Source organism: Haploplasma modicum ATCC 29102, assembly GCF_000687835.1.
GTDB lineage: Bacteria > Bacillota_I > Bacilli_A > Acholeplasmatales > Acholeplasmataceae > Haploplasma > Haploplasma modicum.
On sequence record NZ_JHYB01000002.1, the window covers coordinates 451,291 to 477,559 of the forward strand.

General features: G+C 28.2%; 26 protein-coding genes and 2 riboswitches. Of the genes, 6 read left to right on the plus strand and 20 right to left on the minus strand.

What is annotated here, in order from left to right:
• Positions 1-85 precede the first annotated feature (85 nt).
• Entirely contained in the window at positions 86-799 is a 714-nt protein-coding gene (locus T352_RS0102235) for a GntR family transcriptional regulator (protein ID WP_162151111.1), read from the minus strand.
• Between the two features lie 112 nt (positions 800-911).
• Here T352_RS0102235 and T352_RS0102240 point away from each other — a divergent pair, with 112 nt between their 5' ends.
• On the plus strand, positions 912-1,796 hold the full coding sequence (locus T352_RS0102240; protein ID WP_026391584.1) for an ROK family protein: 885 nt from the start codon (positions 912-914) through the stop codon (positions 1,794-1,796).
• Between the two features lie 93 nt (positions 1,797-1,889).
• Here the strand turns inward: T352_RS0102240 and eno are convergent, their stop codons facing one another.
• Both eno and T352_RS0102250 read right to left on the minus strand, forming a co-directional pair.
• Entirely contained in the window at positions 1,890-3,185 is a 1,296-nt protein-coding gene (gene eno / locus T352_RS0102245) for a phosphopyruvate hydratase (protein ID WP_026391585.1), read from the minus strand.
• A 103-nt stretch (positions 3,186-3,288) separates the two neighbouring features.
• Positions 3,289-4,026, minus strand: coding sequence for an ECF transporter S component (locus T352_RS0102250; RefSeq protein WP_026391586.1), 738 nt, complete (start codon positions 4,024-4,026; stop codon positions 3,289-3,291).
• Between the two features lie 64 nt (positions 4,027-4,090).
• Positions 4,091-4,207: riboswitch (FMN riboswitch) on the minus strand.
• Positions 4,208-4,344: 137 nt separating this feature from the next.
• On the opposite strand from T352_RS0102250, the gene gpmI reads away from it, so the two are divergent.
• Entirely contained in the window at positions 4,345-5,880 is a 1,536-nt protein-coding gene (gene gpmI, locus T352_RS0102255; RefSeq protein WP_026391587.1) for a 2,3-bisphosphoglycerate-independent phosphoglycerate mutase, read from the plus strand.
• A 48-nt stretch (positions 5,881-5,928) separates the two neighbouring features.
• Here the strand turns inward: gpmI and T352_RS0102260 are convergent, their stop codons facing one another.
• The 13 genes from T352_RS0102260 to T352_RS0102320 form a co-directional block, all read right to left on the minus strand.
• Entirely contained in the window at positions 5,929-7,383 is a 1,455-nt protein-coding gene (locus tag T352_RS0102260) for an FGGY-family carbohydrate kinase (RefSeq protein WP_026391588.1), read from the minus strand.
• The gene (locus tag T352_RS0102265; protein ID WP_162151112.1) at positions 7,380-8,165 is read right to left on the minus strand and encodes an alpha/beta fold hydrolase; all 786 of its coding nucleotides are present in this window, start codon (positions 8,163-8,165) and stop codon (positions 7,380-7,382) included. The genes T352_RS0102260 and T352_RS0102265 overlap by 4 nt, the downstream gene beginning before the upstream one ends.
• A gap of 174 nt (positions 8,166-8,339) precedes the next feature.
• The gene (locus T352_RS0102270; RefSeq protein WP_026391590.1) at positions 8,340-9,074 is read right to left on the minus strand and encodes a nuclease-related domain-containing protein; all 735 of its coding nucleotides are present in this window, start codon (positions 9,072-9,074) and stop codon (positions 8,340-8,342) included.
• 33 nt (positions 9,075-9,107) lie between these two features.
• Complete coding sequence (locus T352_RS07190) at positions 9,108-9,251, minus strand: hypothetical protein (protein WP_162151113.1); 144 nt, start codon at positions 9,249-9,251, stop codon at positions 9,108-9,110.
• Positions 9,252-9,360: 109 nt separating this feature from the next.
• Positions 9,361-11,181 (minus strand): ABC transporter ATP-binding protein, encoded by a 1,821-nt coding sequence (locus T352_RS0102280; RefSeq protein WP_035344794.1) that lies wholly within the window; start codon positions 11,179-11,181, stop codon positions 9,361-9,363.
• Positions 11,171-13,003, minus strand: coding sequence for an ABC transporter ATP-binding protein (locus tag T352_RS0102285; protein WP_026391592.1), 1,833 nt, complete (start codon positions 13,001-13,003; stop codon positions 11,171-11,173). The genes T352_RS0102280 and T352_RS0102285 overlap by 11 nt, the downstream gene beginning before the upstream one ends.
• Positions 12,993-14,156, minus strand: a complete 1,164-nt coding sequence (locus tag T352_RS0102290) for an aminoacetone oxidase family FAD-binding enzyme (RefSeq protein ID WP_026391593.1) — start codon at positions 14,154-14,156, stop codon at positions 12,993-12,995. The genes T352_RS0102285 and T352_RS0102290 overlap by 11 nt, the downstream gene beginning before the upstream one ends.
• A gap of 78 nt (positions 14,157-14,234) precedes the next feature.
• On the minus strand, positions 14,235-14,699 hold the full coding sequence (locus T352_RS0102295) for a GNAT family N-acetyltransferase (protein ID WP_026391594.1): 465 nt from the start codon (positions 14,697-14,699) through the stop codon (positions 14,235-14,237).
• Positions 14,686-15,093 carry a GtrA family protein gene (locus T352_RS0102300; RefSeq protein ID WP_035344797.1) on the minus strand — a complete coding sequence of 136 codons (408 nt, stop codon included), beginning with the start codon at positions 15,091-15,093 and terminating at the stop codon, positions 14,686-14,688. The genes T352_RS0102295 and T352_RS0102300 overlap by 14 nt, the downstream gene beginning before the upstream one ends.
• Positions 15,094-15,166: 73 nt before the next feature.
• Positions 15,167-15,391, minus strand: coding sequence for a heavy-metal-associated domain-containing protein (locus T352_RS0102305; protein ID WP_026391596.1), 225 nt, complete (start codon positions 15,389-15,391; stop codon positions 15,167-15,169).
• Positions 15,372-17,243 (minus strand): heavy metal translocating P-type ATPase, encoded by a 1,872-nt coding sequence (locus T352_RS0102310; RefSeq protein ID WP_168711788.1) that lies wholly within the window; start codon positions 17,241-17,243, stop codon positions 15,372-15,374. The genes T352_RS0102305 and T352_RS0102310 overlap by 20 nt, the downstream gene beginning before the upstream one ends.
• A gap of 1 nt (position 17,244) precedes the next feature.
• Positions 17,245-17,526 carry a hypothetical protein gene (locus tag T352_RS0102315; RefSeq protein WP_035344803.1) on the minus strand — a complete coding sequence of 94 codons (282 nt, stop codon included), beginning with the start codon at positions 17,524-17,526 and terminating at the stop codon, positions 17,245-17,247.
• Between the two features lie 71 nt (positions 17,527-17,597).
• Entirely contained in the window at positions 17,598-18,197 is a 600-nt protein-coding gene (locus tag T352_RS0102320; protein ID WP_026391599.1) for a DNA-3-methyladenine glycosylase family protein, read from the minus strand.
• 91 nt (positions 18,198-18,288) lie between these two features.
• Between T352_RS0102320 and T352_RS0102325 the strand changes: the two genes are divergently transcribed.
• The 4 genes from T352_RS0102325 to T352_RS0102340 all read left to right on the plus strand — a co-directional run bounded on the left by T352_RS0102325 (position 18,289) and on the right by T352_RS0102340 (position 21,970).
• Positions 18,289-18,996, plus strand: coding sequence for an ATP-binding cassette domain-containing protein (locus T352_RS0102325; protein ID WP_162151114.1), 708 nt, complete (start codon positions 18,289-18,291; stop codon positions 18,994-18,996).
• A complete protein-coding gene (locus T352_RS0102330) occupies positions 18,989-19,651 on the plus strand; it encodes an ABC transporter permease subunit (RefSeq protein ID WP_026391601.1) in 663 nt (220 codons plus the stop codon). The genes T352_RS0102325 and T352_RS0102330 overlap by 8 nt, the downstream gene beginning before the upstream one ends.
• Before the next feature lie 4 nt (positions 19,652-19,655).
• Positions 19,656-20,456: a MetQ/NlpA family ABC transporter substrate-binding protein gene (locus T352_RS0102335; RefSeq protein WP_026391602.1), complete on the plus strand. Its 801-nt coding sequence runs from the start codon at positions 19,656-19,658 to the stop codon at positions 20,454-20,456.
• Positions 20,457-20,543: 87 nt separating this feature from the next.
• Positions 20,544-20,670: riboswitch (cyclic di-AMP (ydaO/yuaA leader) on the plus strand.
• 46 nt (positions 20,671-20,716) lie between these two features.
• Complete coding sequence (locus T352_RS0102340) at positions 20,717-21,970, plus strand: cation:proton antiporter (RefSeq protein ID WP_026391603.1); 1,254 nt, start codon at positions 20,717-20,719, stop codon at positions 21,968-21,970.
• A 56-nt stretch (positions 21,971-22,026) separates the two neighbouring features.
• Here the strand turns inward: T352_RS0102340 and T352_RS0102345 are convergent, their stop codons facing one another.
• The 4 genes from T352_RS0102345 to trhA all read right to left on the minus strand — a co-directional run bounded on the left by T352_RS0102345 (position 22,027) and on the right by trhA (position 26,269).
• The gene (locus tag T352_RS0102345; protein ID WP_026391604.1) at positions 22,027-22,641 is read right to left on the minus strand and encodes a DUF975 family protein; all 615 of its coding nucleotides are present in this window, start codon (positions 22,639-22,641) and stop codon (positions 22,027-22,029) included.
• Positions 22,628-24,292, minus strand: a complete 1,665-nt coding sequence (locus T352_RS0102350) for a M28 family peptidase (RefSeq protein ID WP_026391605.1) — start codon at positions 24,290-24,292, stop codon at positions 22,628-22,630. Before T352_RS0102350 ends, T352_RS0102345 begins: the two co-directional genes overlap by 14 nt.
• A 109-nt stretch (positions 24,293-24,401) precedes the next feature.
• Positions 24,402-25,580 carry an acetate/propionate family kinase gene (locus T352_RS0102355; protein ID WP_026391606.1) on the minus strand — a complete coding sequence of 393 codons (1,179 nt, stop codon included), beginning with the start codon at positions 25,578-25,580 and terminating at the stop codon, positions 24,402-24,404.
• A gap of 35 nt (positions 25,581-25,615) precedes the next feature.
• Positions 25,616-26,269: a PAQR family membrane homeostasis protein TrhA gene (trhA, locus tag T352_RS0102360; protein WP_026391607.1), complete on the minus strand. Its 654-nt coding sequence runs from the start codon at positions 26,267-26,269 to the stop codon at positions 25,616-25,618.

The following is a 26,269-nucleotide window of genomic DNA, read 5'->3' on the forward strand; positions in this document are numbered from 1 at the left end:
TAACACAATAATATCTTGTTGTAAACTGCATACTACTATAAGTAGAAAAAGTACTCAAAACGAGTACTTTTACTTATAATTAAAATTAGTTTTTTACAGCATATTGAACAAAACGATATTGGTCTGATCTGTAACTTGAAATTACATATTCAAATGGTCTTCCATTACTTAAAAAAGTATTTCTTGTTATTCTAAGAATAGGCATAGTTCTTGTTGTCTGAAGTGATTCTGAAATATGTTTACTTGGCATTTGTGCCTCAATTGCTTGAATACAATGACTTATTTTAAGTCCTCTTTCATTTTCTAAATACAAATAAAAGGATTGACTCAAATCTTCAATTGTTAATTCTTTAAATAAGTAATGAGGTATATATAGTTCTTCATGAAGAACTGGAATTTCATCACCATATCTAATTCGCTCAATATAAATTACTTTATCTTCTTCATTTGTTAAGAAGAGTTTATCTTTAATATCGTCGGTTGGATCAATAATTTCAAATCCAACAACTTCATTTCTAACTACTCTACCAAGACTTTCCATTTCATCAGTAAAACCTCTTAAACCTTGAATGTTTTTTTCAATTTTAATTTGTGACACAAAAGTCCCCTTACCTTTGTGTTTGTATAAGTATCCATCAGTTACTAAATTATTAAGTGCTTGTCTAACTGTCATTCTTGATACATTGTATTGGTCTTTTAATTGATTTTCACTAGGAATTAAATCTCCTGCTTTTAATTTTTTTTGTTGAATCTTAATTTTTATATCATTTTCAATTACTTGATAAATTGGTTTTTGCACCATTATCCCCACCATTTCTTACTCTATTATATAACAAAATTGATTTTTTTTCCATACCCTTGAGTTTAATGTAATTATATAATATAATTGTTATTTGAACGGAGGTATAGATATGGATTTATATTTAACATGTGATATTGGTGGCACTGATTTAAAGTATGGAATTATTGATATTAAGAGTAATTTAATAACAAAAGGTTCGGTTTCTACACATGCAAAAGAGGGCGGTAGAGCAATTTTAGACCAAATTGTCGAAATTTATAACAATCATAAAAATGATTATAATATTAAAGGGATTGCGATAAGTTCTGCCGGTGTTGTTGATCCTAATACTACAATCATTCTAGATGCTACAAATACTATTACTAATTTTATTGGATTAAACATTAGAGAATATTTAAATGAAAAACTAGGAAACATTAATATCTCAGTTGAAAATGATGTTAATTGTATGGCACTTTGTGAAGCATTTAAAGGTAGTGGCATTAATTCAAAGAGCATGGCAGCAATGACAATTGGTACTGGAATTGGTGGTGCTATTGTAATAGATGGAAATTTAATTCATGGAAATGGATATAGTGCAGGTGAATGGGGCAATATGTATATAAATGGTTTAGTTTATGAAAAACAAGCATCTACTCGTGCGCTAGTACTTGAAGCTAAAAAAATAAATAATAATATTAAAAATGGTGTGGATGTCTTTACGTTATATGATGATAATGATCCATTAATCAAAGTTGTTGTAAATAACTTCTTTGAAGCATTGAGTAGTGGGATTGCTAATATAATATATTCACTTAATCCAGAAAAATTTGTTATTGGTGGTGGAATTACTGCAAGAGGTACTAAATTTATTGAAGAATTAAAAACATATGTTAAACCTAAGTTATCTCCTTATATTTACAGCAAAACAGAGATTGTGATCGCAGAACATAAAAATGATGCTGGTATGCTTGGTGCGTTTGAAAATTATAAAAAACATTTCATAAATAAGTAATAATTAATGTTAGCAAAAGCTAACATTTTTTTATTAATTTTTTTAATTAAAAAAAGAAGCCTAGATTAACTAGACTTCTTAAAATATTTTAAATTATTTTTTTAAGTTATATAATGATTTTAAACCTAAGAATTTAGCACTTGCTCCTAATTGATCTTCGATTCTCATTAATTGATTGTATTTTGCAATACGGTCTGTTCTTGATGCTGAACCTGTTTTAATTTGTCCTGCATTTGTTGCAACAGCTAAGTCAGCAATGAAAGTATCTTCTGTTTCACCACTTCTGTGTGAAATAACTGCTGTATAACCAGCACGTTTTGCCATTTCAATTGCATCTAGAGTTTCAGTAATTGTACCGATTTGGTTTAATTTAACTAAAATTGAGTTAGCAATACCATTTTCAATTCCACGACCTAATCTTTCTGTGTTTGTAACGAATAAATCGTCACCAACTAATTGGATTTTGTCTCCTAGAATTTCTGTTAAGTATGCCCATCCTTCCCAATCTTCTTCATCTAATCCATCTTCGATTGATACAATTGGGTATTTTTTAACTAATTCAGCATAGAAGTTTGCTAATTCTTTATTAGTAAATTCTTTTCCGCCTTCACCAGCTAATACATATTTTTTAGTATCTTTGTTGTAGAATTCACTTGAAGCAACGTCCATTGCTAACATGATATCTACTCCTGGTTTGTATCCTGCTTTTTCAATAGCTTCAACGATTACTTTAAGTGCGTCTTCGTTTGATGCTAAGTTTGGTGCGAAACCACCTTCATCACCAACACCTGTATTTAAGCCACGTCCTTTTAATACGTTTCTTAAACTATGGAAAATTTCAGCTCCCATACGGATTGCTTCTTTGAATGTTGGTGCACTTACTGGCATAACCATGAATTCTTGGAAGTCAACGTTGTTGTCAGCATGTGATCCACCATTAATAATATTTAACATTGGTAATGGTAATTGTTTTGCATTTGCTCCACCTAAGTATGTATATAATTCTACACCTAAGTAGTCAGCTGCTGCTCTTGCAACTGCCATAGATACACCTAAGATTGCGTTTGCTCCTAATTTACCTTTATTTTTAGTTCCATCTAATTCTAAAAGTAATTTGTCAATTCCTAATTGGTCTGTTACATCATAACCAATTAATTCTTCAGCAATAATATCATTAACGTTTGATACTGCTTTTAAAACACCTTTTCCTAAGTAACGTGATTTATCACCGTCTCTTAATTCTACTGCTTCAAATGCTCCTGTTGATGCTCCTGATGGTACTAATGCACGACCAAAAGATCCTGATTCTGTGTAAACTTCAACTTCTACTGTTGGGTTACCGCGTGAGTCTAATACTTCACGTGCGTAAACTAATTCGATAAATGGCATGTCTCTCAACTCCTTATTTAAATTTTGCCGTTTCTTACATACTTAATTATACAATAAAATCTTACTTTTTGAAAGATGTTGCTTTTTAGAAAACGTTTACTAATTACTTAACAACACTTTCTATTTTGGGTTTTATTATTAAAAATAATGCTGGGGAGATAATTCCCTTAATCACATTAACTAAACCAAACATTATTATAATCGTTTTTACGATCGATAAAACACTCTCACTACTATATTTAGGATCACTAAGTAAACTAAAAATTGTTAGATGAGAATATCCTGACATAAACATTGGCATGGTAATTATTGTATGAAATACAGTCATACCAATTGTCAAAATTATAGATGAAAGTAAACTACATGTAATAAATTCACTTATACTAGTTTTTTTAACGTTTGTTGGTAGTGCATAAATTAATGGTTTTTGTTTTTTCTTAAAAATTACTGTTGTAATATAGTAAGATAAAATAATTAGGTATGAGGCAAGTATCGCAATCACTTCACCTAAAAACTTCCAGATATAATCTGCTTCCATTGCTGTCTTAGAAGGTAAGAAAAACCTTACTAGACTTCTAAGGATAATTACTAAACTAGCATTTTTATAGCCTAACATTAATATTGATATTAATATTACGACCTCACTAAAATCTAATTTAACACCAATAATACCGATTGGTACTTCAAAGAAACCTACCACAATAGCTATAACACTCATGTTTACTACATACATCATTTGCTTTGTAGTCATTGTTTCTTTTTTTAAATCACTAGTAGTATTATTAAATACTAATAGTTGTCCGAGTAATGCGATTATTGCAATTATTAAAAAATATTGCATCTGTTATCCCTCCTTAGGTAAAAAAATCGCCTACTTCGGGGCGATAAAAAAAGAATTGATATAATTCTCTCTTCTTCCATCCAGACTATAACTGTCGGTTCTAGAATTTAACTAGATCAACCTAAAAAGGCTCGCGGACTATACCGCCGGTGGAGACTTACACTCCGCCCTGAAGATTCATTTATAATATTTATACATTCATTTTATCATATATATTTAGATACTTGCTTTTTATCTTTTTTTGAAAACGTTTTATATCTACTCTTTATATATTTTTTAGTATAATATAGATGTAAATAACGAGGAGATGAATTAATTATGAATAAACGTTTTGTCGGTTTAATTATTTTAGACGGATACGGATTAGCAAAAGCAAGTCCTTCAAACTCTGTAAGTCTTGCTAAAACTCCATATATGGAGCATTTACTAAGCACATATCCAAATAGTACTTTAACAACATGTGGTGAAGCAGTAGGTTTACCTGAAGGTCAAATGGGTAACAGTGAAGTTGGTCATTTAAATTTAGGGGCAGGTAGAGTAGTTTATCAATCACTATCAAGAATTAATGTTGCTATTAAAGATGGAGATTTTTTCAAGAATAAAGCATTTTTAAATGCAGTTGATCATGTTAAAAAACATAATTCAAAACTACATATTATGGGTCTTGTTAGTGATGGTGGTGTTCACTCACATCTTAATCACTTAAAAGCATTAATTCGCCTAGCAAAAAGCCATGATTTAGGAAATAACACTTATCTTCATGCATTCATGGATGGTAGAGATACTTCACAAACAGGTGGATATGAATATCTAAATACTTTAATTAAAGCAGGTGCACACGTATCTACAGTAAGTGGTAGATATTATGCAATGGATAGAGATAATAACTGGGATAGAATCCAAATTGCATATGATGCAATGGTTTTAGGCAATGGTCCTAAATTTAGTAATCCTTTAGATGGCATTAAAGATGCTTATGATAAAGGATTATCTGATGAATTTATTGTTCCATTTGTTGTTGATGAAAAAGGGTTAATTGGTGATAATGATGCAGTTATTTTTGCAAACTTCAGACCAGACCGTGCAATTAGAATTGCTACTGCAATTTCAAATCCAAATGAAGCTAACTTCTTCCATACCGATGGTAAGGCTAGTTTTAATGTAACTAAAGAATTACATAACATTAACTTTGTTTCAATGATGCATTATCATGAAAAAGTTAAGGGTGAACTTGCTTATCCACTGCAAAAATTAGATAACTTATATGGTGAAGTTATTGCTAATAATGGATTACATCAATTAAGAATTGCTGAAACTGAAAAATATGCTCACGTTACTTTCTTCTTTGATGGCGGTAAAGAAATGCAATTAAAAAATGCAGAACGTATTTTAATTGAATCACCAAGAGTTGCAACCTATGATTTAAAACCTGAAATGGGTGCATATGAAATTAGAGATAAAGCAGTTAAAGCCATTAAAGAAAATAAATTTGACACAATGATTTTAAACTTTGCAAATCCAGATATGGTTGGTCATACTGGTTCAATCGAAGCTACAACAAAAGCTGTTGAAGTTGTTGATGAATGTATGAAAGATGTTGTTGAAGCAATCTTAAGTGTTGGTGGTGTTGCAGTTGTTCTAGCAGATCATGGTAATGCTGAAGAAATGAGAAATGAAGATGGTACTCCTCAAACAGCTCATACAACAAATCCAGTACCATTTATCATAACAGATACAAATTATACTGTAGATGGTGGTGGAGCACTTTGTGATATCGCACCAACAATGTTAGACTTACTTGGTGTAACAAAACCTGAAGAAATGACTGGTAAGTCATTAGTTCATAAAAAATAAATAGTTAAATAATAAGACCTCTCAAATGAAAGGTCTTTTATTTATCTCTTAAAATTTGCTTATTGTATTAACTGCTTCTTTCCATCTTAAATAGTTTTTTGATAGATCCTTACTTGGAACATAAATTCTTTTAATTTTTTGTAAATTTGTAATTTCTTCAATATTTTTAAAAAATCCAGTTTTTAATCCAGCAATATAACTTGAACCAAGTCCGGTTATTTCTGTTTCTTTATTTTGAATTAAATTACACTTGATTAAATCGGCTTGAAATTGCATTAAATAATTATTGTTAGAAACACCACCATCAACCTTAATGTCTTCTATCTTAATGTTATTTTCTAACTCCATCACTTTTAAAATATCTGTTACTTGATAAGCAATACTATTTAGTGTTGCTTTCATAATATCTTCTTTTTTAGTGTTTGCATCAAGCCCTAAAATAGCACCACGGATTGTCTCATTCCAGTAAGGTGCACCAAGTCCAACAAATGCTGGTATTACGTATACTTTATCGTCTATTGAGTTATATGCCATTTCTTCTGATTCTCTTGTATCGTTAATTAAGTTAAGCTTATCTCTCATCCACTTTAATGCTTCACCGCCCATAAAGACTGAACCTTCTAAAGCATAATTAGTTTTATTACCATTTAGTTTCCAAGCAACCGTTGTTAGTAATCCAGTTTTAGAATATAGCAAATTATCTTCTAAATTTAAAAGAATAAAACAGCCAGTTCCATAAGTGATTTTTGCCTGACCTATACTATGACATAAGTGACCAAATAAGGCACTTGATTGATCACCAATAACAGCGTTAATAGGAATTAGAGTACCTGAAATTTCGATGTGACCAAATAAACTATCGTTATCTAATACTTTTGGTAATATACTATTTGGTATTTCTAATAAATCTAGAATTTCTTGATCATACTTATTTTCTTTAATATTATAAAGCATTGTTCTTGAAGCATTAGTTATATCAGTATAATGATTTTTTTCCTTTGAAAGATTATAGATTAAGAAACTATCAATTGTTCCAAACATTAAATCACTTGGATTACCTTTATAATTATTAAGTAAATATTTAATTTTTGAGGCACTAAAATAAGGATTTATCAAGAGTCCTGTTTTTTTAAATATTAAATCGCCATAACCTTTATTTTTCCATTCATCGGTTATATTTTTTGTATGAGCAGATTGCCAACTAATCGCATCATCAAAGACTTTACCAGTCTTTTTATCCCAAAGAACTGTTGTTTCTCTTTGGTTCGTTATAGTAAATGAATCAACTTCATCGGGTTTTAAATTAAATCGCATAAAAAGTCTTTTAATTAAGCTTTTTACTGAAAGCAATATTTCATCAGCACTTTGCATGATTCTAGAGTCACTATATTTATTTAAAACAAGTTCAATATAGTCACTATAGATAATTTCTGCTTTTTTATTTATTAGAAGAATCCTTGAAGAAGTTGTTCCTTGATCAATTACTATAATATATTTTTTCATATTCTTTCAATCACCCATTTTGAAATATCTTCAATTAGCATATCTTTTTCAACATCATTAAAAATATTATGATAACTATTCTCATATACAAGTAGTGTTTTATCTTTTGATTTTATCTTTTCCATAATATATTTACCATTTGAAGGTGATACTATTTCATCTGAACTACTGTAAATAAAAAGGGCATTTGTTACATACTTTTTGTAATTCTTTTTAAGTCTTCTAATCCCTTTAAATAATACTTCGTTAATTAATTTAAAGTGAATATACTCCAAATCATAACCATCTACTACATAATTATTATCATGAACTAATTTTGAATCTTTAAAGTTAGTTCTAGATCTTTTATTGTTTAAAAATACTTTAGGAATATATCTAACTTTACTTAATCTAGGTAAGTAATCTGTTGGTGATGATGTTACAATTACACCATTGATATTGTTATTTATACTTGCATATAAGTTTGTAATAACACCGCCCATGCTATGACCAATTAAAAAAACATTTTTTGTGTTTTCATAAGCATATTTTACTAAGCGGTCTAAATCATTTAAATAATACTGATATTTTTTAATGTAGCCTCTTTTACCAAAACTCTTACCATGACCATATAAGTCATAAGTAATTACATTAAAACCTTTTTCTTTTAAAGCTTCTGCTGCTTCTTTGTAACTTTTAGAATATTCACCCATACCATGAGTAATAATAAGTGTTGTATTTTTACTATTATTTTCATTTGGAATAAATTCATTCACATTTATAAAATTATCTTTAACTATCATATAATCAACCTCACATATATTATATTTTACCATTTATATCTAAAAAAGTGGACTATATTACACATTACATCTAACAACTTTTTTAATTAAGGGAAATAATCTTTAAAATAAAACTATAGTCAGATATATCATCCCAACTATAGTTTTATTATCTTAATTTCTATTTTTAATTTTCTAATTATTGTACTTCTTATTTACTGAATCAATATGTTCTTCTTTTATTTCATCAGATAATAAAGTTTTGACTTTTAATTTTTCTAAGAAAGTTGCTACTTGTTCATCTTCAAGTATATCAGTTGAAGTTTTAAGACGTTTTTTAACTATAGAAATAGAGTCTCTAAAATTATGAATGTTACTCTCAAAATTACTTGTTATTTTTTTCAATTTACTTCTATTGCTAAAAGCTATAAAAGAATGAATATTATCACTTGGAATTTCTAAGTATTTTTCTATTGCCTTGGTATGTGCAAAGTTTTGTCTAACTGGGTTATAAAACTTGTGTTTTGAATATTTATTAAAAACTTGTGTCCATTTTTCGTCTTTATCATTTCCGTAAATCCAGCCACCATAATTTTTAATTTCAAAAACGTAGATGCCTGTTTTATGTACACCAACAATATCTATTTCGGTATATGATGTTTTTTCATTATCTAAGTACATATTTAGGAAAATATTATCTTGGGGAAAAATCTTTATTAATTTTGTATAAAATTTAAATTCTCCAAAATATCCCTTATCAAAATACATTTTAAAAAAACCAACACCGCTCTTATTTTTATACTTAGTTTTATAAAATAAAATATAATTATATAAAAATAAAACTAACTTAAATATTAAGTTTAATATTAAAGTTACTATAGCAGTAAATAATATTATTACAACTGGATCTTTCTTTTTTCTTTTTGCCATTCAATCATTTTCTCCTTTTATAAATACTGATTATCAAACAAATACTTCACTATTTTTTTTACTTAACTTAAGCTCATTAATATAGCCAATTAAAAATACTATTCCAATTAAAAGGACCCCAATTACTGGTCCGTTTAAAAACGGTATTTCTTCAAGTGGTGGTCTTTTTAGATACATCGCATTAGGATTAGGTTTCCCACTTAAAACAAAAATGACATTTATACATAAACCGATAAATCCAAGTCCAAGGAGGCCAATAGAAAATACTATTGCATTTTTTCCCCACTTAATTAAGTTCTTTTTCTCTCTCTGCTAAGAACTGATCTCTATAGAGATTATAATATAAGCCTTTATTTTTTAAAAGTTCTTTATGTGTTCCTATTTCAATTATTTTTCCAAATTCTAACATCACAATTAAATCACTATCAACAATTGTTGATAATCTGTGAGCAACCGTTAAACTAGTTCTATTACTTAACAGTTTTTTTGTTGCTTCAATAATCTTTTTTTCACTCTCACTATCAATTGAAGATGTTGCTTCATCAAGGATTAAAATTTTAGGATCATTTAATAACGCTCTTGCAAAAGATATTAATTGTTTTTGGCCAAGTGATAATAAATTACCCCCTTCACCAACATGGGTATCATATTTATTATCAAGACTCATAATAAAATCATGTATACCAACTTCTTTTGCTACTTCAATCATTTCTTCATCTTTAGCTTCTAACTTACCGTATTTAATGTTTTCTCTAATTGTTGTTGAAAATAAATGTGGACTTTGCAGCACATAGCCAATTTGTGAATGAAGCCAGTTAATACTTCTATCCCTGTAATCTATTCCATCAATTAAAATTTCGCCACTTGTTGGTTCATAAAATCTTGCTAGTAAATTAATAAGTGTGGTTTTACCACTTCCAGTATGACCAACAAATGCAACTTTCATTCCTGCATTAATCTTTAAATTAAAATTATCTAAGATTACTTCTCCTTCATTGTATGAGAAATTAACGTTTCTATATTCAACATCACCTATGATTGTTTCATAGTTTTCTTTAATTGGATTAAAAGTATCACCATATTTTAAAATAACTTCTTCTTTATCTGTTATTTGTGGCTTTTCTTCAATTAATGCAACAATGCGCTCTGCAGAGGCTTGAGCTTGTTGAATACTTGACATAATATTTGTAATCATAATAATTGGATCAAAAAAGCTTACAGTTGCTCTTATGAATAAAAATAATGTACTAATCTTAATTGCATCATTTAATACTAAACTACTTCCAGCATACATAACAATACCTAAAACACTATATGTTGCAAAAAGAATAATTGATGAAAATAATGCTGAAATTGAGATTGCTCTAATACTTGATCTTCTTAGGTCATTAATAACATTACCAAACTCTTCTAAATTATCATCTTCAATTCCTAGTGTTTTTGTAGTTTTTGCACCTAGAAATGCTTCGCTATATTTTGCTGTTGCAATTGAGTTATATTTTCTTGATTCACGGTGTGACTTTAATATTTTCTTTCTAAATAAAATTGCAATTATAAACATTAAAGGAATTGATACTAAAACAATTAATGCAAGTTTTACAGAATAAATAAATAATACAACTAATGTAAATATCATAAAAAGTGCTGACCAGAAAAAGTCAACTAATGACCATGAAATAATATTTGCTAACTTTTTAGAATCAGAGGTCATTCTTGCCATGATCCACCCTTGTGCATTTTTATCAAAGTAATCAAATGATAATCTTTGTAAGTTATCAAATGCTTCTTTTCTAAATTCATAGTTAACTCTTGCTTCAATTTCACTTCCTTGTTTAACAAAGAAGAAAACTAGAAGTCCAAATCCAAGGGCAAAAAAGATATTAAATATAATATAAAATGGTAGTGTCTTTAAATCTTTTGCTTCAATAAAATTATCAATTGCATAAACGTTAATAACATTAACTAGCGCATCAAATAAAGCAAGTGTAATTGCAAGTAAAACTAAGACTATAATTTTACCCTTTAGTTTTTTTACAATACTAAATACTTTTTTCCAAACACCTAATGAAATTTTACTTTCTAATAAATCTTCATGATTATTTTCCATTAATTTCACTCCTTACAAGCTCTAAGAACTCCTCTTCCAATGCACCTTGAATATCCCATAAGTTTTTATATAAACCTTCTTTATTTTTAAGTTCATCGTGAGTTCCAATTGATTCAATTTCATTATTGTTTAATACAATAATTTTATCTGCTTCTTTTGCTGTTGTCATTCTGTGGGTAATGATAATATTTGTTTGATTTTCATTACTTGCTTTTAATTGGTTTCTAATATCTAAGTCTGTTTTATTATCAAGTGCGGATAGCGCATCATCAAAAATTATTATCGGTAGTCTACTTACTAAAATTCTTGCAATAGCAACCCTCTGTTTTTGACCTCCTGATAGTGTTGAACCTTGTTCACCAACAACTGTATCATAACCTTGTTTAAAAGTATTAATATCTTTTTCTAGACTAGCAATTTTAGCGGCCTTTAAAATATCTGCTTCATTTGCTTTTTTATTAGCAATCGAAATATTTTGATAAACTGTCTTACTATATAAGAATGGATCCTGTAAGACTGTTCCAATGTTTCTTCTTAAGTATCTTTTGCTAATGTCTCTAAGTTCTACACCATTAATAGTAATTGAACCTTCATAATCATACATTTTAAGTAAGAGATTAATAATTGTGCTCTTACCACTTCCGGTCTTTCCAATAATAGCGACCGTTTCGCCTGCTTTAATTTCAAAACTAACATTATTAAGTAAATGTCTACTTTCATCAATAAATTTAAAACTTACATTTGAAAAGACAATATTTCCATTTATTTCTGGCATTAAAGTTCCATCATTTAAATATTCAGTTTCTTGTTTCATAATTTCTTCTAAGCGCTCTGATGCAACTAATGCTTTACCATATTCATTGATAATACGACCAAGTCCTCTAACCGGCCAAATTAACATCCCAGCAAGCATAATAGTACTTGATATATCTGAAATACTAAACATATTTTTATTTGCATAGTATACACCTATTAATATTACAATTAAAAACTGTAACATCATAAAAAAGTCCATTATACTCCAGTATCCAGCTACTAATTTTCCTGCTCTAATTTCACTATTTTGATAAGCGATATTTTTTGCTTCTAGTTTTTCAACTTCATGTTTCTCATTAGCAAATGCTCTAACAACTCTTGCGGCACTAACATTTTCCTGAATAACAACAACCATTTCCGCTTCTTTTGTTTCTACATCTTTAAATACTTTATCGATTTTACTAAAATAAATAATTGATGAAATTCCTGTAACAGGAATTAAGGCTAATGATACATACATAATTGTTTGATTAATCAATGCCATTTGATAAGCACCAAAAACAAGTGATGATAAAATCCCTAGTAATTCCATTACTCTATTTGATACAAACTCTTTAGTTAAATCTATATCCGTTGTTACTCTTTGTATTAAATCACCTGAATCAACATTATTATGATAACCATAACTTAAATTTTGAATATGATCATAAGTTTTTGTTCTAAGATTTCTACTTACATTTTCACTTAAGACTCCTTTTAGTCTTGTTTCAAAATAAAGCATGATATATCTAACTAGTTGCCATGCAAGCAGCATTAAAATAATTGATAAAACTATACTTACTATGTCTTCATATTGATTAATAAAGTTTAAGATAAAGCTAGGTAGATTAGTTTTCCCTTCTACATCTACAACATTTAAAAATAATTCCAGTTTATTAATTAAGATATTACTAAACATTGGAATATATGAAAATGTCAGACGGTGAAAAATAGTTAGTAAAACAACAACGAATACTAAAAATCCATTACCTTTTAAATGTTTAAATAAGTTTTTATTACGTATCATAAGGATCCCCTTTTACAAATTTCCCTGCAGTATATCCGGTAGAAAATGCCAGTGTTATATTAAATCCACCAGTATATGCATTATAGTCTAAGATTTCACCACAAAATGAAATCTTATCATTTAATTTTGATTTTAAAGTTTTAGGGTTAATTTCATTTAACTTAATCCCACCATTTGTTACAAATGCACTGTTAAAACCACGTGTTGTATAAATTAAAATACTAAAGTTTTTCAAATAGTATTTTAAATCAAACTCATTGTTTTTTAATGTTTCTAAATATTTAATTAGTCTTTCTGGTAAATGTTTATAATCATCTTCCACAATATCTTTAATATTTACACTTGGAATAAAGTCAATTAAAATTTTTGCTTCTTTTTCTTTTTCTAGTATTTTACTTACCTCATAACTAGCTCTAAGTGCTGCTGGTCCTGATATTCCAAAATGAGTAAATAATAAATCATGTTTAATTTCTTTAATTACTTTCCCTTTAGCATTAACAATTTTTAAAACTACATCTTTAAACGATAACCCCTGGAGTGTTTTATCCATAATAAAAGAATCATTTGATACAAGTGGTACCTCTGCAGGTAGTAGTTCTGTTATCGTATGACCAAAATCCTTAGCAAAATTATAGCCACTTCCATCAGATCCTGTATTAGGTAAAATGATTCCACCGGTTGCTATTATTAAGTAGTCATATTTAAAATTAATATCATCATTAATTATTAAATAATTGTCTTTTACTTCTTTTACTCTTGTATTAAACATAATTTTAACGCCTATTTTTTTTAATTCTTCTTCTAAAGTTCTTACAATATCAAATGACTTATTACTAACAGGAATCATTCTTGAATGATCTTCTTCTTTTAAGGTAGTTCCTCTACTATTAAAAAACTCCATTATCTCAAGGGGACCAAAGTTTTCAATTGTACTATATAAAAATTTATGATTTTTAGGAACATTTAATAACACTTCTTCTCTACTAACATTAGCAGTAACATTACATCTGCCACCACCCGTTAACTTTAATTTTCTTCCTAATTCATTATTTCCTTCAATTAAGATGACTTCATCATTTTTATAATGCTTTTTTGCACTAATTGCTGCCATCATACCTGATGTTCCGCCACCGATTATTACAATTTTACTCAAGATTACCACCCCTATTTAATGCATATTATTATATCATTTTACATAATAAAAAGGAAGATTATTTAAATCTTCCTTTAATTAAAAATTATTTATTGCGTCTTTGTCTAATCTAAAGACAGTCCAGTCATCCATTTTTCTAGCCCCAAGCTTTTCATAAAACTTAATACTTGGTAAATTCCAGTCTAGACAAACCCACTCAATGCGCTCTAATTCTTCAGCTTTAGCTTTTTTTACTAGATAATTAAAAACATTTTTGCCAAGCCCTAATCCTCTATATTCTTCTAAAATAAAGATATCTTCTAAATATAGTCCAGGCTTTGTAACGAATGTTGAAAAATTATAAAAATATAAGGCAAAACCTACATCTATATTATTATGTGTTATGATAATAACTTCAGCTTTTTTTTCTTCAAAAACCCATTTTTCAATTAACTTATAATCTCCACTAACCATATGTTCTAACTTTTCATATTTAGCCATTTTTAATATGTAGTCAAAAATTAATTTACTATCATTTTTATTTGCTTTTCTAATATTGTTCATCTACTTCATCCTTACTTTTCTTAAATACGACAAATGTCATGTACAAGTATTCTAACACAAAGTTACTTATCATTGTAATAGCTAGAATTAAATAACTATTTACTAACGCTTTATCAGCCATATCACCTAAAATAGTTGATACTGGTGTAAAGACTAAATAGAATAATAAAACCTTGATCATTGCAACACTAACATTTGATTGATCTTTAAAAGTAAATTTTCTGTTTGCTGTAAAATTCCATAAAATTGAAAGAATTAAACTAATTAAATAACTTGGCCAATAAGGAAGATTAGTAAAACTTTCTAAAATTGCAAATGAGCCAATTTGAATAAGTCCTGCTGAGATTGAAAATAACACAAACTTTAATACTTTAATAAATTCTTTATTTCTCATATTTGTCCTCACATTTTTATTAATTGTATCACTATTTACTAATAATTACAATTATTTATAGTTTAACAAATATTTACTCAACATTAACCTTTAAAACATCAAAACCTAACTTTTCAATTGATTCTTTAACAATATTGACATCAAAATCATCATTGAAATCAAATGTCACTTTACTTGAATTAAACATTACGTTCACTGAACTTTTTACTACCTCTTTATGACTCTTAACTGCTTTATCAATTTTCATCAAACATGATGGACATGATAATTCTTCTAATTTAAATTCTGCTTTTTTCATTATTTTCTCCTTTTAATTTATATCTCAATAATCTCATACCATTTAATATAACTACTAATATACTTAACTCATGTACTAACATTCCAACACTCATATCAACTAAATCACTAAAAATTAATCCTGTTACTAAAACTAATACCACTAAAAGCGCAATTATAATATTTTGTTTCATATTTCTAGTTATTTTTTTAGTAAGACCATACGCAAATGTTAGTTTGCCAAAACTTGAATTCATTAATACAATATCACTTGTTTCAATTGCAACCTCAGTTCCACTTCCCATTGCAATCGAGACATTAGCTAAAGCAAGACTTGGACTATCATTAATCCCATCACCAACAAAAACTACTATCTCACCCTTACTTTTTAATTCTTTAACATAATTACTCTTATCTTCAGGTAACATATTACCAAATGCTAAATCAAAGTTTAACTCTAAAGCTACTTGATCTACTACTGTTTGGTTATCACCTGATAATAAAATTAGCTTTTTGGCACCGAGTTTTCTAAGCTTAGATAACTCAGTCTTAACATTATCTCTAATTTTATCTTTAATTCCTAAGACTAATTTTAGTTTGTTATTTTGGCCAACTAAAACAATTGTTTGGCCATCATTTTCCATTTCTTTAATTTTTGTCTTAAATTCATTATCAATAAAGATATTTTCTTTTTCAAAAAGGCTAACATTGCCAACTAAAACTAAATTATTATCAATACTTGCTTTAATCCCATAACCTTTAAGGACTAACGTATTTGATATCTCATGAGTCTTCATATCACCAAGGTGATTTGTTATTGCGTTTGCAAGTGGATGAAGTGACTCTTTTTCAACTGAATATAAATACTCTAAAATTTCATTATCGCTATCTATGTTAATTAATTCAATTACTCTAGGACTTCCCATAGTAAGTGTTCCTGTTTTATCAAAGATAAAAGTTTTAGCTTTTGCAAAGTCATTAATTGACTCACTACCTTTAAGCAAGACTCCATTTCTAGCCCCACTTCCAATTCCAGATACACTTGATACTGGAACGCCAATTACTAATGCACCAGGACAACCTAAGACTAAAATACTAACTGCTAAATTAATATCTTTAAATATTATAAAAACTAATAATCCAAGTAATAAGACAAACGGAGTGTAATATTTAGCAAATGAATCAATAAACTTTTCTGCCTTACTCTTTGAATCTTGAGCTTCTTCAACTAAATGAATAATTTTACTATAAGTGGTATCATCACCTACTTTAGTTGCTACCACTTCAATTGTTCCATTATCAACAATTGTTGAAGCAAAGACTAATGATCCTTCTTCTTTGGCTACAGGCTTTGATTCTCCAGTAATACTTGATTCATCAACGCTTGCTAATCCCTTAAGTACATTTCCTTCAACAGGAATTTTAGCACCAGTTTTAACTAAGACTATATCACCTACTAAGACATCATCGACGTCTACTAAAACATAATCATCATCAATCTTTTTAAGTGCTTTTTGCGGCTTAAAATCAATTAGTTTTTTAATTGCACTTCTTGCCTTACCAATTGTTTTTTGTTCAAGAAAAGCACCAAATAAAAATAAGAAAGTTACAATTGCTGATTCTTCATAATTTTTTATAATAAATGCACCAAGTACAGCAATTGTTACAAGTAAGTCAATCGTTACTAATTTGTATCTAAGCGCACTAAATGCTTGAATCATAATTGGAAGTATCCCAATAATTGATGCAGCCATTAAAAATATTTCAAATAGTTCATCGTTTTTAAAAATCCATTTAGTAAGGAAACCTAAAACAATTAAGATTGCATTTAAAATGATAATTATAATCTTATTTCTTAAGATAAAACTTGTTATTTTACTCATTGTAATATGCCTTATCTAATTCTTCAAAGATCTTATAGACCATATAATAAGTTTCACATGTATCACTGGGTACCTTATAATTTGAAGTGATCTTTCTTAATTCCTTAAATTCATTATCTAGGTTAAAGTCTTTATTATTTAACTTTAAAATCATTTTATCAAAAGCATCACTTACTTCATAAAACTCATTATGAGTTTTACCATGAACCTTCTTTACTACTGGGACAAACTTTTTTAAAGTTTCTATTTTGTTTTCTAATTCTTTATTAAACATAATATTACCTCTCTTTCACTAGTAGTATAGCAAAGTTTAATATAAAAAAAATTGACCTAGGTCAAATTTTATTATTTTGATGCTTCCCATAAATAAATACTGGCAATAGTATTATATGGTGTGTATAAATTTTTAAAATATATCCAGTCTTCCTTACTAATACTATCTTTATTATATAGTCGCATAATTCCTCTTTTAATTCCTAAATCAAGAAAACTTATTACATCTCTTCTATTAAAGCTATGAATTAATAACATTTCTGCAGTCCACGTACCCACTCCTTTTAATTTTATTAATTCCTCTACAATTAAATGGTCAGGTAAATTATTTAAATTATTATATATATAAGGCTTATCAATAAAATTTTTAGCAATATCTTTCATATAACTAACTTTTCTAAACGAAATACCAATACTTTGTAGTAAAGAATCATCTAGCTCAAATATCTTTTCAGGCGTTAGATCAATAACAATATTATTTAATCTTTCATTAATCGTCTTTGCGGCTTTAGTGCTTACTTGCTGACTTATAATACTACTTATTAGTGAAGTAAATATATCACTATTAAGTTCTCTTTTAATAAATCCTGTCTTTTTAATATAATCACCTAAAACTTTATCTTTTTTTATTAAATAATCAAGTTCTTCTTTTCCATACTCTATATATTTCATTTTATCACCTATCTTAATTATATCACTTTGTTTAATTTAGTATATTAATTGATTTTTAGCCTCATTAATCTATAATAGATGTGGTGATATAATGATTAAACTAGAAAAGATAAATAAATCATTTAATAATGAGATAATACTAAAAGATATATCATTAGAAATTGATAGCTCGGAAATATTTGGAATAGTTGGTTTAAGTGGCACAGGTAAAAGCACGCTACTTAAAATTATGAATGGGTTTTTAAGTCCTGATACTGGACTTATTTATGTTGATAATATTTTGCTGAGTAAAGATAATAAATTAGATATTGTAAAAAAGACTGCAACAATTTTCCAAGAATATAACTTGCTTAATAACTTAAATGTAATAAAAAATATTTTACTTCCCTTAAAGGTTAGAGGTAAAATTAATGAAGATGATATTTTAAAGGCAAGAAAGTTATTAGAGTTTATCAATATGAGTGATTTTGAAAATAGTAATATTCAAACATTATCTGGTGGTCAAAAACAGAGGGTTGCTATTGCAAGAGCACTTATAACTGATCCTAAAATAATCTTTTGTGATGAACCAACAAGTGCACTTGATAAGGAAAATACTAATACCATCTTAGAACTACTAAAAAATATTAATAATACCTTTAAGACAACTATCATTATAGTCTCTCATGACATTAACGTTATAAAAGCAATTACTAATAAAACTGCAATTATTACTAATGGGGCTTTAGAAGAAATAGTTACAGTTAAAAATAAAGCAATTAATAGTCTTTCTTATAAGGAGGAATTATTAAATGATTGATGCAATTATTACTTATAAGGAAAGATTAATTATTGCCTTACTTGAAACTCTAGATATGGTTTTAGTTTCTTCATTAATTTCTATTATCTTTGGGATTAGTCTAGGATTACTTTTATTTTTGTTTAGAAAAAATAGCATTTATCAAAATAAACTACTATATTCAGTAATATCGGTTATTAGTAATATTATTAGATCTATTCCCTTTATCTTATTCATTATAGTTTTAATCCCCTTTAACAGATTAATTATTGGAACTGGTTTTGGAGTTAATGCTTCTAAAATACCTTTGAGTTTAATTGGGATTGCTAGTCTTTCTAGACTAGCAGAACAAACATTTATAAAACTTGATAATAACTTATATGAAACTAGTTATACAATGGGGTCTAGTAAAAAGAATTATATTAAATACTTCTTGTTAAATGAGGCAAGAGGTCAATTAGTTTTAAATATCACTACAACAATTATTAGTATTATTGCTTATTCTACTGTTGTTGGTACTATTGGTGGTGGTGGGTTAGGTTATCTTGCAATTAATGAGGGGTTTTCTAACTTTCAGTATAATTTAATGTGGGTCATAATTATTATTATGATTATTATTGTTTCAGTTATTCAAACAGGTGGCAACTTAATAGCTAGAAAAATAGACAAGAGGTAAATACATGAAGAAAATATTAGGATTTAGTTTTATATTATTAATAGGATTATTTTTAGTTGGTTGTAAAAAAGATGAAACAAAAACTATCAAAGTAGGGATTTCTTTTCAACCAATGCGAGATATTTTAGAATTAATTAGTGATGATTTAAAAAATGAAGGTTATAAATTAGAAATAGTTGAACAGGCACTTGAGGTTAATAATATTGCTTTAAAAGATAATGAAATTGATGCCAATATGATTCAACATCAATACTACTTAAATTTATTCAATAGTGCCCATAATACAAATTTAGTTGTTGTTCAAAATATCTATCATGCAATCTATGCTCTTTATTCAAAAGATTATAAAAATATCGATGAAATTCCAAACGGATCAAATATTACACTACCTGATGATGCATCAAATACAAGCCGTGCTTTATACTTACTGGGACAAGCAAATTTATTAACATTTAAAGATAATAAAAAAGTTAATTTAACTACTGACGATATTTTAGAAAATAAAAAGAATTTAACTTTTAATGAAATGGTTCCACTTACAAGCATTGCTCAAAAATACAATGAAACAAGACTTTCTGTAATGTATCCAACATATGCAAGAAGCTTAAACTTAGTTGGTAATGCTGAACGTTTATTCGTTGAAAAACAAGATGATGTAACTAAAGACTATGCAATTAGTTTAGTAGCTAGAGAAAATAATAAAGATAGCGAGAAACTAGAAATACTTAAAAAATATTTAAGAAGTGATGAAGTTAGAACATATTTGATTAACGAATATGGTTATGCTAGTACTCCTGCTTTCTAAATACAATGAAAGATTTTATTAACACTTTAGTTAATAGAATCTTTTTTATTTCAAACTTGATTAATAGATAAACTTATGATATGATATCTTGTGTGTGATCCGAATCTAAAAATGAGTGGGGGAACCAGTTTTTGGGGTGAATTTTACTTTGTAAAAGGAGAGTCTTGGAATCTCTAATCCGTCAGCTAACCTCATAGGAATAAATCCAGGCGTACAGCATTTTTGTTGGCGTTTTTTTTATTATTTTAGGAGGTTATAACGTGAACATCATTATTGTTTTATCTATTTTTATTGGGCTTGGTTTTATCTTTGGTAAAATTGCAAGCAAACTTAAATTACCAACAGTTTCTGGTTATTTAATTGCAGGTTTATTAATTGGTATTTTTAAAAAATTTATTAATTTTGAACCACATCTACCTGTACTAAACACTATAAGTGAAATTACTTTAGCATTTATTGCCTTTGGTATTGGTAGTGAGTTTATTATCGGTAATCTTAAGAAAAGTGGTAAAACCATTTTAATTATTACAGTCTTAGAAGTACTTGGTGCAATCGGTTTAGTATTCTTATCAATGTACTTATTCGTGCCAGTTGCATTTCCTAACTTTAGTCCACAAGAGAGATTAACATTTAGTATTATTTTAGGGACAATGAGTGCTGCAACAGCTCCTGCTGCTACAATTTTAGTTATTAAGCAGTTTAGAACAAAAGGTCCAGTTACCAATACAATTTTACCTGTTGCTGCATTAGATGACGTTTTAGGGATTATTGCTTTTGGGATTGCTTTGCCAATTGCAAGAATTCTAACTCCATTAGATCCAAGTAATACTATTGATTTTACATTTTGGAACATTGTAAAAGGTCCTATAATTGAAGTATTTGGTTCACTTGCGCTTGGTTTAGTTTTAGGGGTTTTATTATCTTTTGTAACAAAGGCATTAGATCCACAAGACGAAATTCAAGTTAAAACTATTTTCTTTGTTTTAATTGGTCTTGGTTTATCACAGTTATTACATTTATCACCACTGTTAGTTAATATTATGTTAGGAGCAACTCTCGCTAACCTTAGAGCACATTCAGGACGTTCATTTAGAGTAATTAGTAACTTTGTTCCCGTATTTTATATTATCTTCTTCTCAACTGCAGGAGCTACCCTTGATTTAGGTATTTTAGTAACTGTTGGCGTAATTGGATTTATTTATGTTATTGCTAGAGCGGCTGGTAAAATTGGTGGTGCTTATGCTGGTGCTACAATTAGTAAGGCTGATCCAAAGGTTAAGAAGTATTTGGGGTTTGCTTTATTACCACAAGGTGGTATATCGATTGGACTTAGTTTATTAGTTACTAAGTACTTACCAAATGTTGTTGCTGGTCCTATTGTTACAATCATTTTATTTAGTATCTTAATCTATGAATCATTTGGTCCGATCTTTGCTAAGATATCGTTATCTAAGGCTGATGAATTATTCAAACTAGATTTAGTTGAAGAAGAATTAGAACCTAATTCCTTATAAAAATAAAAATACACTTTATGTTATCAAACATAGAGTGTATATTTTTTTAGTTTATTTTAGTAAAATGTTGCTTCTACTTCATCCTCTACAACAACTTCTTCATTGTTACCTAATAAATTTATGTAAAATGCAGTCTCTGCTGCTTTGATGTAAGGTGCAAGGAAGATTAATCCAATTCCAAATGTTAAAATTCCAAGCAAGAACCAACCGATAAATGATAAGTGTAATAAGAATAATCTAAGTTTATTACCATCCATCATTTCTCTACTTTTCGTAATTGCTTCATTACCATCTAGTTCAGGATTATCAAGTGCGATAAACTCAACCATTGCATATGAATATGATTTTATTAATCCAGGAATTATAAATAATAATGACCATAAGAATAAAAAGATTGTTTTAAGTAGTCCCATTACTAAAAGATTAATAAAATTTTTAGTTGCTGGTTCAAATAAATCTTCAAATCTAACTTTTTCTTTTCTAAATCCATTAACATAGAAACATGCTAGACCAACCATTGCTGGTCCTATTAGTAATGGTGAAATGAAACTTGATACTCCTAAAATTAAAGATATAATTAATAAACCAATTAGTAAATTAAAATATCCTTGTTTTTTCATCATTTCTCTTGCTTCACGTCTAAGTGTGCTGCTGCTTTTATTTTCTCTCATTTTCCCCTCCGAGATTTAAATTTTTTAGTACTAATGGAATAGTAACTAAACCATTAATGACTATTAGTATTACTAATACCATTATACCACCAATTGTTAGTGCATGATAGAAGGAATATAATAAAGGTATAATTATTAGTAGTTGGAATAGAATTGAAAATAATAATATAGCCTTCTTTGTTATTTTATTACTTATTTTATCCATACTAATACCAATAATTCCAAACATTGTTGCTGTTAAGAACAAGAATGATGCACCTGGTAGAAAAATTGTAGTTATTAAAGTAAGTAGTAGATTAAGTGTTATTCCAATTGTTAAAATATCATTTAATTTAGATTTTGAAATATAAACTGTATATATTAAAACTATTACTACCAAAAAGATTAGACTCGGAATATCTGATAGACTACTTAAAACTCTTGTATAAGTTATATTAAATGGTACTTTACCAATAAAAGCTATAATATTACTAAAAATATAGCCTGAAATTATTAAGGTTAAAGATAATAATAATCCTTTTGGCAAGGTACTTTTTACGATATTTATGCTAAAACCTTTATCTAATGCTAAAACTGTAAATAACAAAATAGTAAATATTATCGCTACAATTAATAAAACGATTGCTACGGTATTACTATATGAAATTAATACTCCTGCAAAAATTGTGAAAAATACTTGATCGCTATTACTTACAAAATAATTATCTTCTACATATTTACTATTACTAGTAAACTCTCTTACAACCGGTTCTACTTGTACTCCCATGTGCTGAATTGATGAGATGTTAATATTTTCATAACTATCAAGCGGTGAATGATAATTATCTAAACCCGCTAGTGTTGCAAAGTTAATTCCAGGAAGTCCCTGATCAATGAAAGGACTAAAGTCTGTAAAGTTAGGCATAACACTATAAACTGCTGTTGCCATTGAATAAGTAACAGGAAGTTTAGCTTTTTTATATAAATCAATTACTTTATGATTGTTTTTACTTGTTTCAAACATATAACTTGGACCATATCTACCACGTGATTCAAGGTTAATAACAAATCTTACATTATCCATTAATGTATTATCTGTTGCTGCAAGCTTTGCTCCGTATAATCCAACTTCTTCGGCATCAGTAAATAAAAAATAAATACTGTTTTCTGGATTTAAGTCTTTTAAGATATATGATAACTCTAGCATACTTGATACCCCATAGCCATCATCCATTGCACCATATGATCTACCTAGTTCACCATATCTTCCTACATGATCTCTAGAATCATAATGTGCAACTAATAAAATACCCTTATCACTTTTACCTGGTAATTTACCTAAAACATTTACAATATCATAAGGTACTAACTCATTTAGTTCTTGTTTAACAAACTCTTTTTCATATCTTACTTCACTGACATTAGAAGCACCCAGGTTAGTGTTTAATGTATCTATTATATACGATCTTACATTTGCTAGTTCTGCTTGGTCATAGTATGAATGTGGCTCTTTTGATATTTCTTTAATATGCGCCTGTGCTCTAACTGCACTAAATTTAGTCTCTACCTTACTATCTACAGCCTTTGGTGTATAAAGCACAAAAGTGGTTAATAAAAGCATTATAAATAATTCTAAAATAAAGAACTTTTTAGCCATTAATATTTTCTTCATTTTTCTCCCCCTTGTTTAGTTAGTCTATTTTATCAAAGATTATTTTGAATGTCAAAAGAATGATATAGTTTAAATAAAAAAACATTGGAATTAACCAATGTTTATTATTTTATAGTCTACTATATACTTCTCTTGCAATCATTACTTCTTCATCAGTAGGAATTACAAATACTTTTACGCTACTATCTTTTGAAGCAATATTACCAACTATACCATGTGTAGTATTTAATTTTTGATCTAATTTAACATTTAATACTTCTAAGTGATCAACGATTAAGTTTCTAACTTCGCTAGAGTTTTCACCAATTCCTGCAGTAAATGCAATAGCATCTAAACCTTTTAATCTAATGTAGTAACTTCCAATGTAATCTGCAATTCTTTTTGCTTGTAATTGCATTGCAAGTTTTGCACGATGATTTCCTTCATGTGCTGCTTTTGCAATATCTCTTGAATCATTTGAGATACCTGATACACCAAGATAACCTGATTGTTTGTTTAAGATGTCTAGTAATTCTTCTAATGACTTACCTTCACGTTCTGCAATTAATCCTAAAACTGATGGATCAATATTTCCAGTTCTAGTTCCCATTGGAACACCTTCAAGTGGGGTAAGACCCATTGAAGTATCAATACTCTTACCATCTCTAATTGCAGTAATAGATACACCATTACCAATATGACATACAATAATTTTTGAATCTTTCTTATTATCTAATAATTTAATAGCTTCTTCTGAAACATATTGATGACTTGTTCCGTGGAATCCATATTTTCTTACACCATATTTTTCATACCATTCATATGGAGTTGCATATAGATATGCTTCTTCTTCCATTGTTTGGTGGAATGTTGTATCAAATACAGCAAGTTGTAATACGTTTGGTAATACTTTTTTAAATTCACGCATTCCAATAACGTGTGCTTTATTATGAAGTGGTGCAAGTGATGCAAGTGATTCAATTGCAGCAATAGTTACATTGTTTAATTCAGCCGATTCATTAAAAACTTCTCCACCTTGAACAACTCTATGTCCTACTCCTTCAATTTCATCGATTGTTTTAATAATCTCATGTTCAATTAAACCATCTAGCAATAATTTAACTGCAACTCCATGATTAGGAATATTAAGTACTTTTGAATCTTTAGATCCATTATATTTGATTGTAAATCCAGCATCTTCTGAGCCGATTTTTTCCACTAATCCTGAAGCAATAACTTCTTCTTGTGGCATTTTTAATAACTGAAATTTAAGTGATGAACTTCCAGCATTAATCGCGATAATTTTCATTTTAATACCTTCCTTCTAATAACGTCTTTACTATTTTAATATATATAGTTGTAAATTGCAAGGAATTGAAGTATAGTTCCTAGTGCAGTAAAAATATGCCAAATAAAGTGAAAATATTTAATTTTTCCTAGTGAATAAAATATTACGCCAATTGAATATGCTATTCCTCCAAGTAAAATTAATAAGAATGCTTCTTTACTTGATTCTAGTAATACTCCAATAAATGTTAGTGCGCTCCACCCCATAAGTAAATAAATAAAAATATGGAGTTTAGCAAATTTCTTAATCCAAATTGACTTAAATATTACACCTACTAAAATTAAAGTCCACTGAATAATAAATAATGTTAATCCTTTTGAGATAAATCCTTCAAATAAAGGTTCTCTTAGTCCTTCTAGTAATAATAATGCAGGAGCAAACGTTCCTCCAATTAAAATATAGATTGATAGATGATCAAATCTTTGAAATAAATTCTTAGCACGTCCTTCTTTTAAGGCATGAAACAAAGTACTCATTAAATAAAGTAAAATCATCCCAAAACCAAAGATTACAGCCGCTATTACTTCTACAGTTGTATTTGCCTTAATGATTAGTAAAATCATCCCTACGATACCAAATATCGCCATTAGACCATGGCTAATAGCATTTGCTATTTCTTCACCAAGTGTTTGTTTTCCATTTTCTTTCAT

Coding starts and splice junctions, on each gene's coding strand:
- T352_RS0102240 (WP_026391584.1), top strand. CDS start 912: ATGGATTTATATTTAACATGTGATATTGGTGGCACTGATTTAAAGTAT.
- eno (WP_026391585.1), bottom strand. CDS start 3,185: ATGCCATTTATCGAATTAGTTTACGCACGTGAAGTATTAGACTCACGC.
- T352_RS0102250 (WP_026391586.1), bottom strand. CDS start 4,026: ATGCAATATTTTTTAATAATTGCAATAATCGCATTACTCGGACAACTA.
- gpmI (WP_026391587.1), top strand. CDS start 4,345: ATGAATAAACGTTTTGTCGGTTTAATTATTTTAGACGGATACGGATTA.
- T352_RS0102260 (WP_026391588.1), bottom strand. CDS start 7,383: ATGAAAAAATATATTATAGTAATTGATCAAGGAACAACTTCTTCAAGG.
- T352_RS0102265 (WP_162151112.1), bottom strand. CDS start 8,165: ATGATAGTTAAAGATAATTTTATAAATGTGAATGAATTTATTCCAAAT.
- T352_RS0102270 (WP_026391590.1), bottom strand. CDS start 9,074: ATGGCAAAAAGAAAAAAGAAAGATCCAGTTGTAATAATATTATTTACT.
- T352_RS07190 (WP_162151113.1), bottom strand. CDS start 9,251: ATGTATCTAAAAAGACCACCACTTGAAGAAATACCGTTTTTAAACGGA.
- T352_RS0102280 (WP_035344794.1), bottom strand. CDS start 11,181: ATGGAAAATAATCATGAAGATTTATTAGAAAGTAAAATTTCATTAGGT.
- T352_RS0102285 (WP_026391592.1), bottom strand. CDS start 13,003: ATGATACGTAATAAAAACTTATTTAAACATTTAAAAGGTAATGGATTT.
- T352_RS0102295 (WP_026391594.1), bottom strand. CDS start 14,699: ATGAACAATATTAGAAAAGCAAATAAAAATGATAGTAAATTAATTTTT.
- T352_RS0102300 (WP_035344797.1), bottom strand. CDS start 15,093: ATGAGAAATAAAGAATTTATTAAAGTATTAAAGTTTGTGTTATTTTCA.
- T352_RS0102305 (WP_026391596.1), bottom strand. CDS start 15,391: ATGAAAAAAGCAGAATTTAAATTAGAAGAATTATCATGTCCATCATGT.
- T352_RS0102315 (WP_035344803.1), bottom strand. CDS start 17,526: ATGTTTAATAAAGAATTAGAAAACAAAATAGAAACTTTAAAAAAGTTT.
- T352_RS0102320 (WP_026391599.1), bottom strand. CDS start 18,197: ATGAAATATATAGAGTATGGAAAAGAAGAACTTGATTATTTAATAAAA.
- T352_RS0102325 (WP_162151114.1), top strand. CDS start 18,289: ATGATTAAACTAGAAAAGATAAATAAATCATTTAATAATGAGATAATA.
- T352_RS0102330 (WP_026391601.1), top strand. CDS start 18,989: ATGATTGATGCAATTATTACTTATAAGGAAAGATTAATTATTGCCTTA.
- T352_RS0102335 (WP_026391602.1), top strand. CDS start 19,656: ATGAAGAAAATATTAGGATTTAGTTTTATATTATTAATAGGATTATTT.
- T352_RS0102345 (WP_026391604.1), bottom strand. CDS start 22,641: ATGAGAGAAAATAAAAGCAGCAGCACACTTAGACGTGAAGCAAGAGAA.
- T352_RS0102350 (WP_026391605.1), bottom strand. CDS start 24,292: ATGAAGAAAATATTAATGGCTAAAAAGTTCTTTATTTTAGAATTATTT.
- T352_RS0102355 (WP_026391606.1), bottom strand. CDS start 25,580: ATGAAAATTATCGCGATTAATGCTGGAAGTTCATCACTTAAATTTCAG.
- trhA (WP_026391607.1), bottom strand. CDS start 26,269: ATGAAAGAAAATGGAAAACAAACACTTGGTGAAGAAATAGCAAATGCT.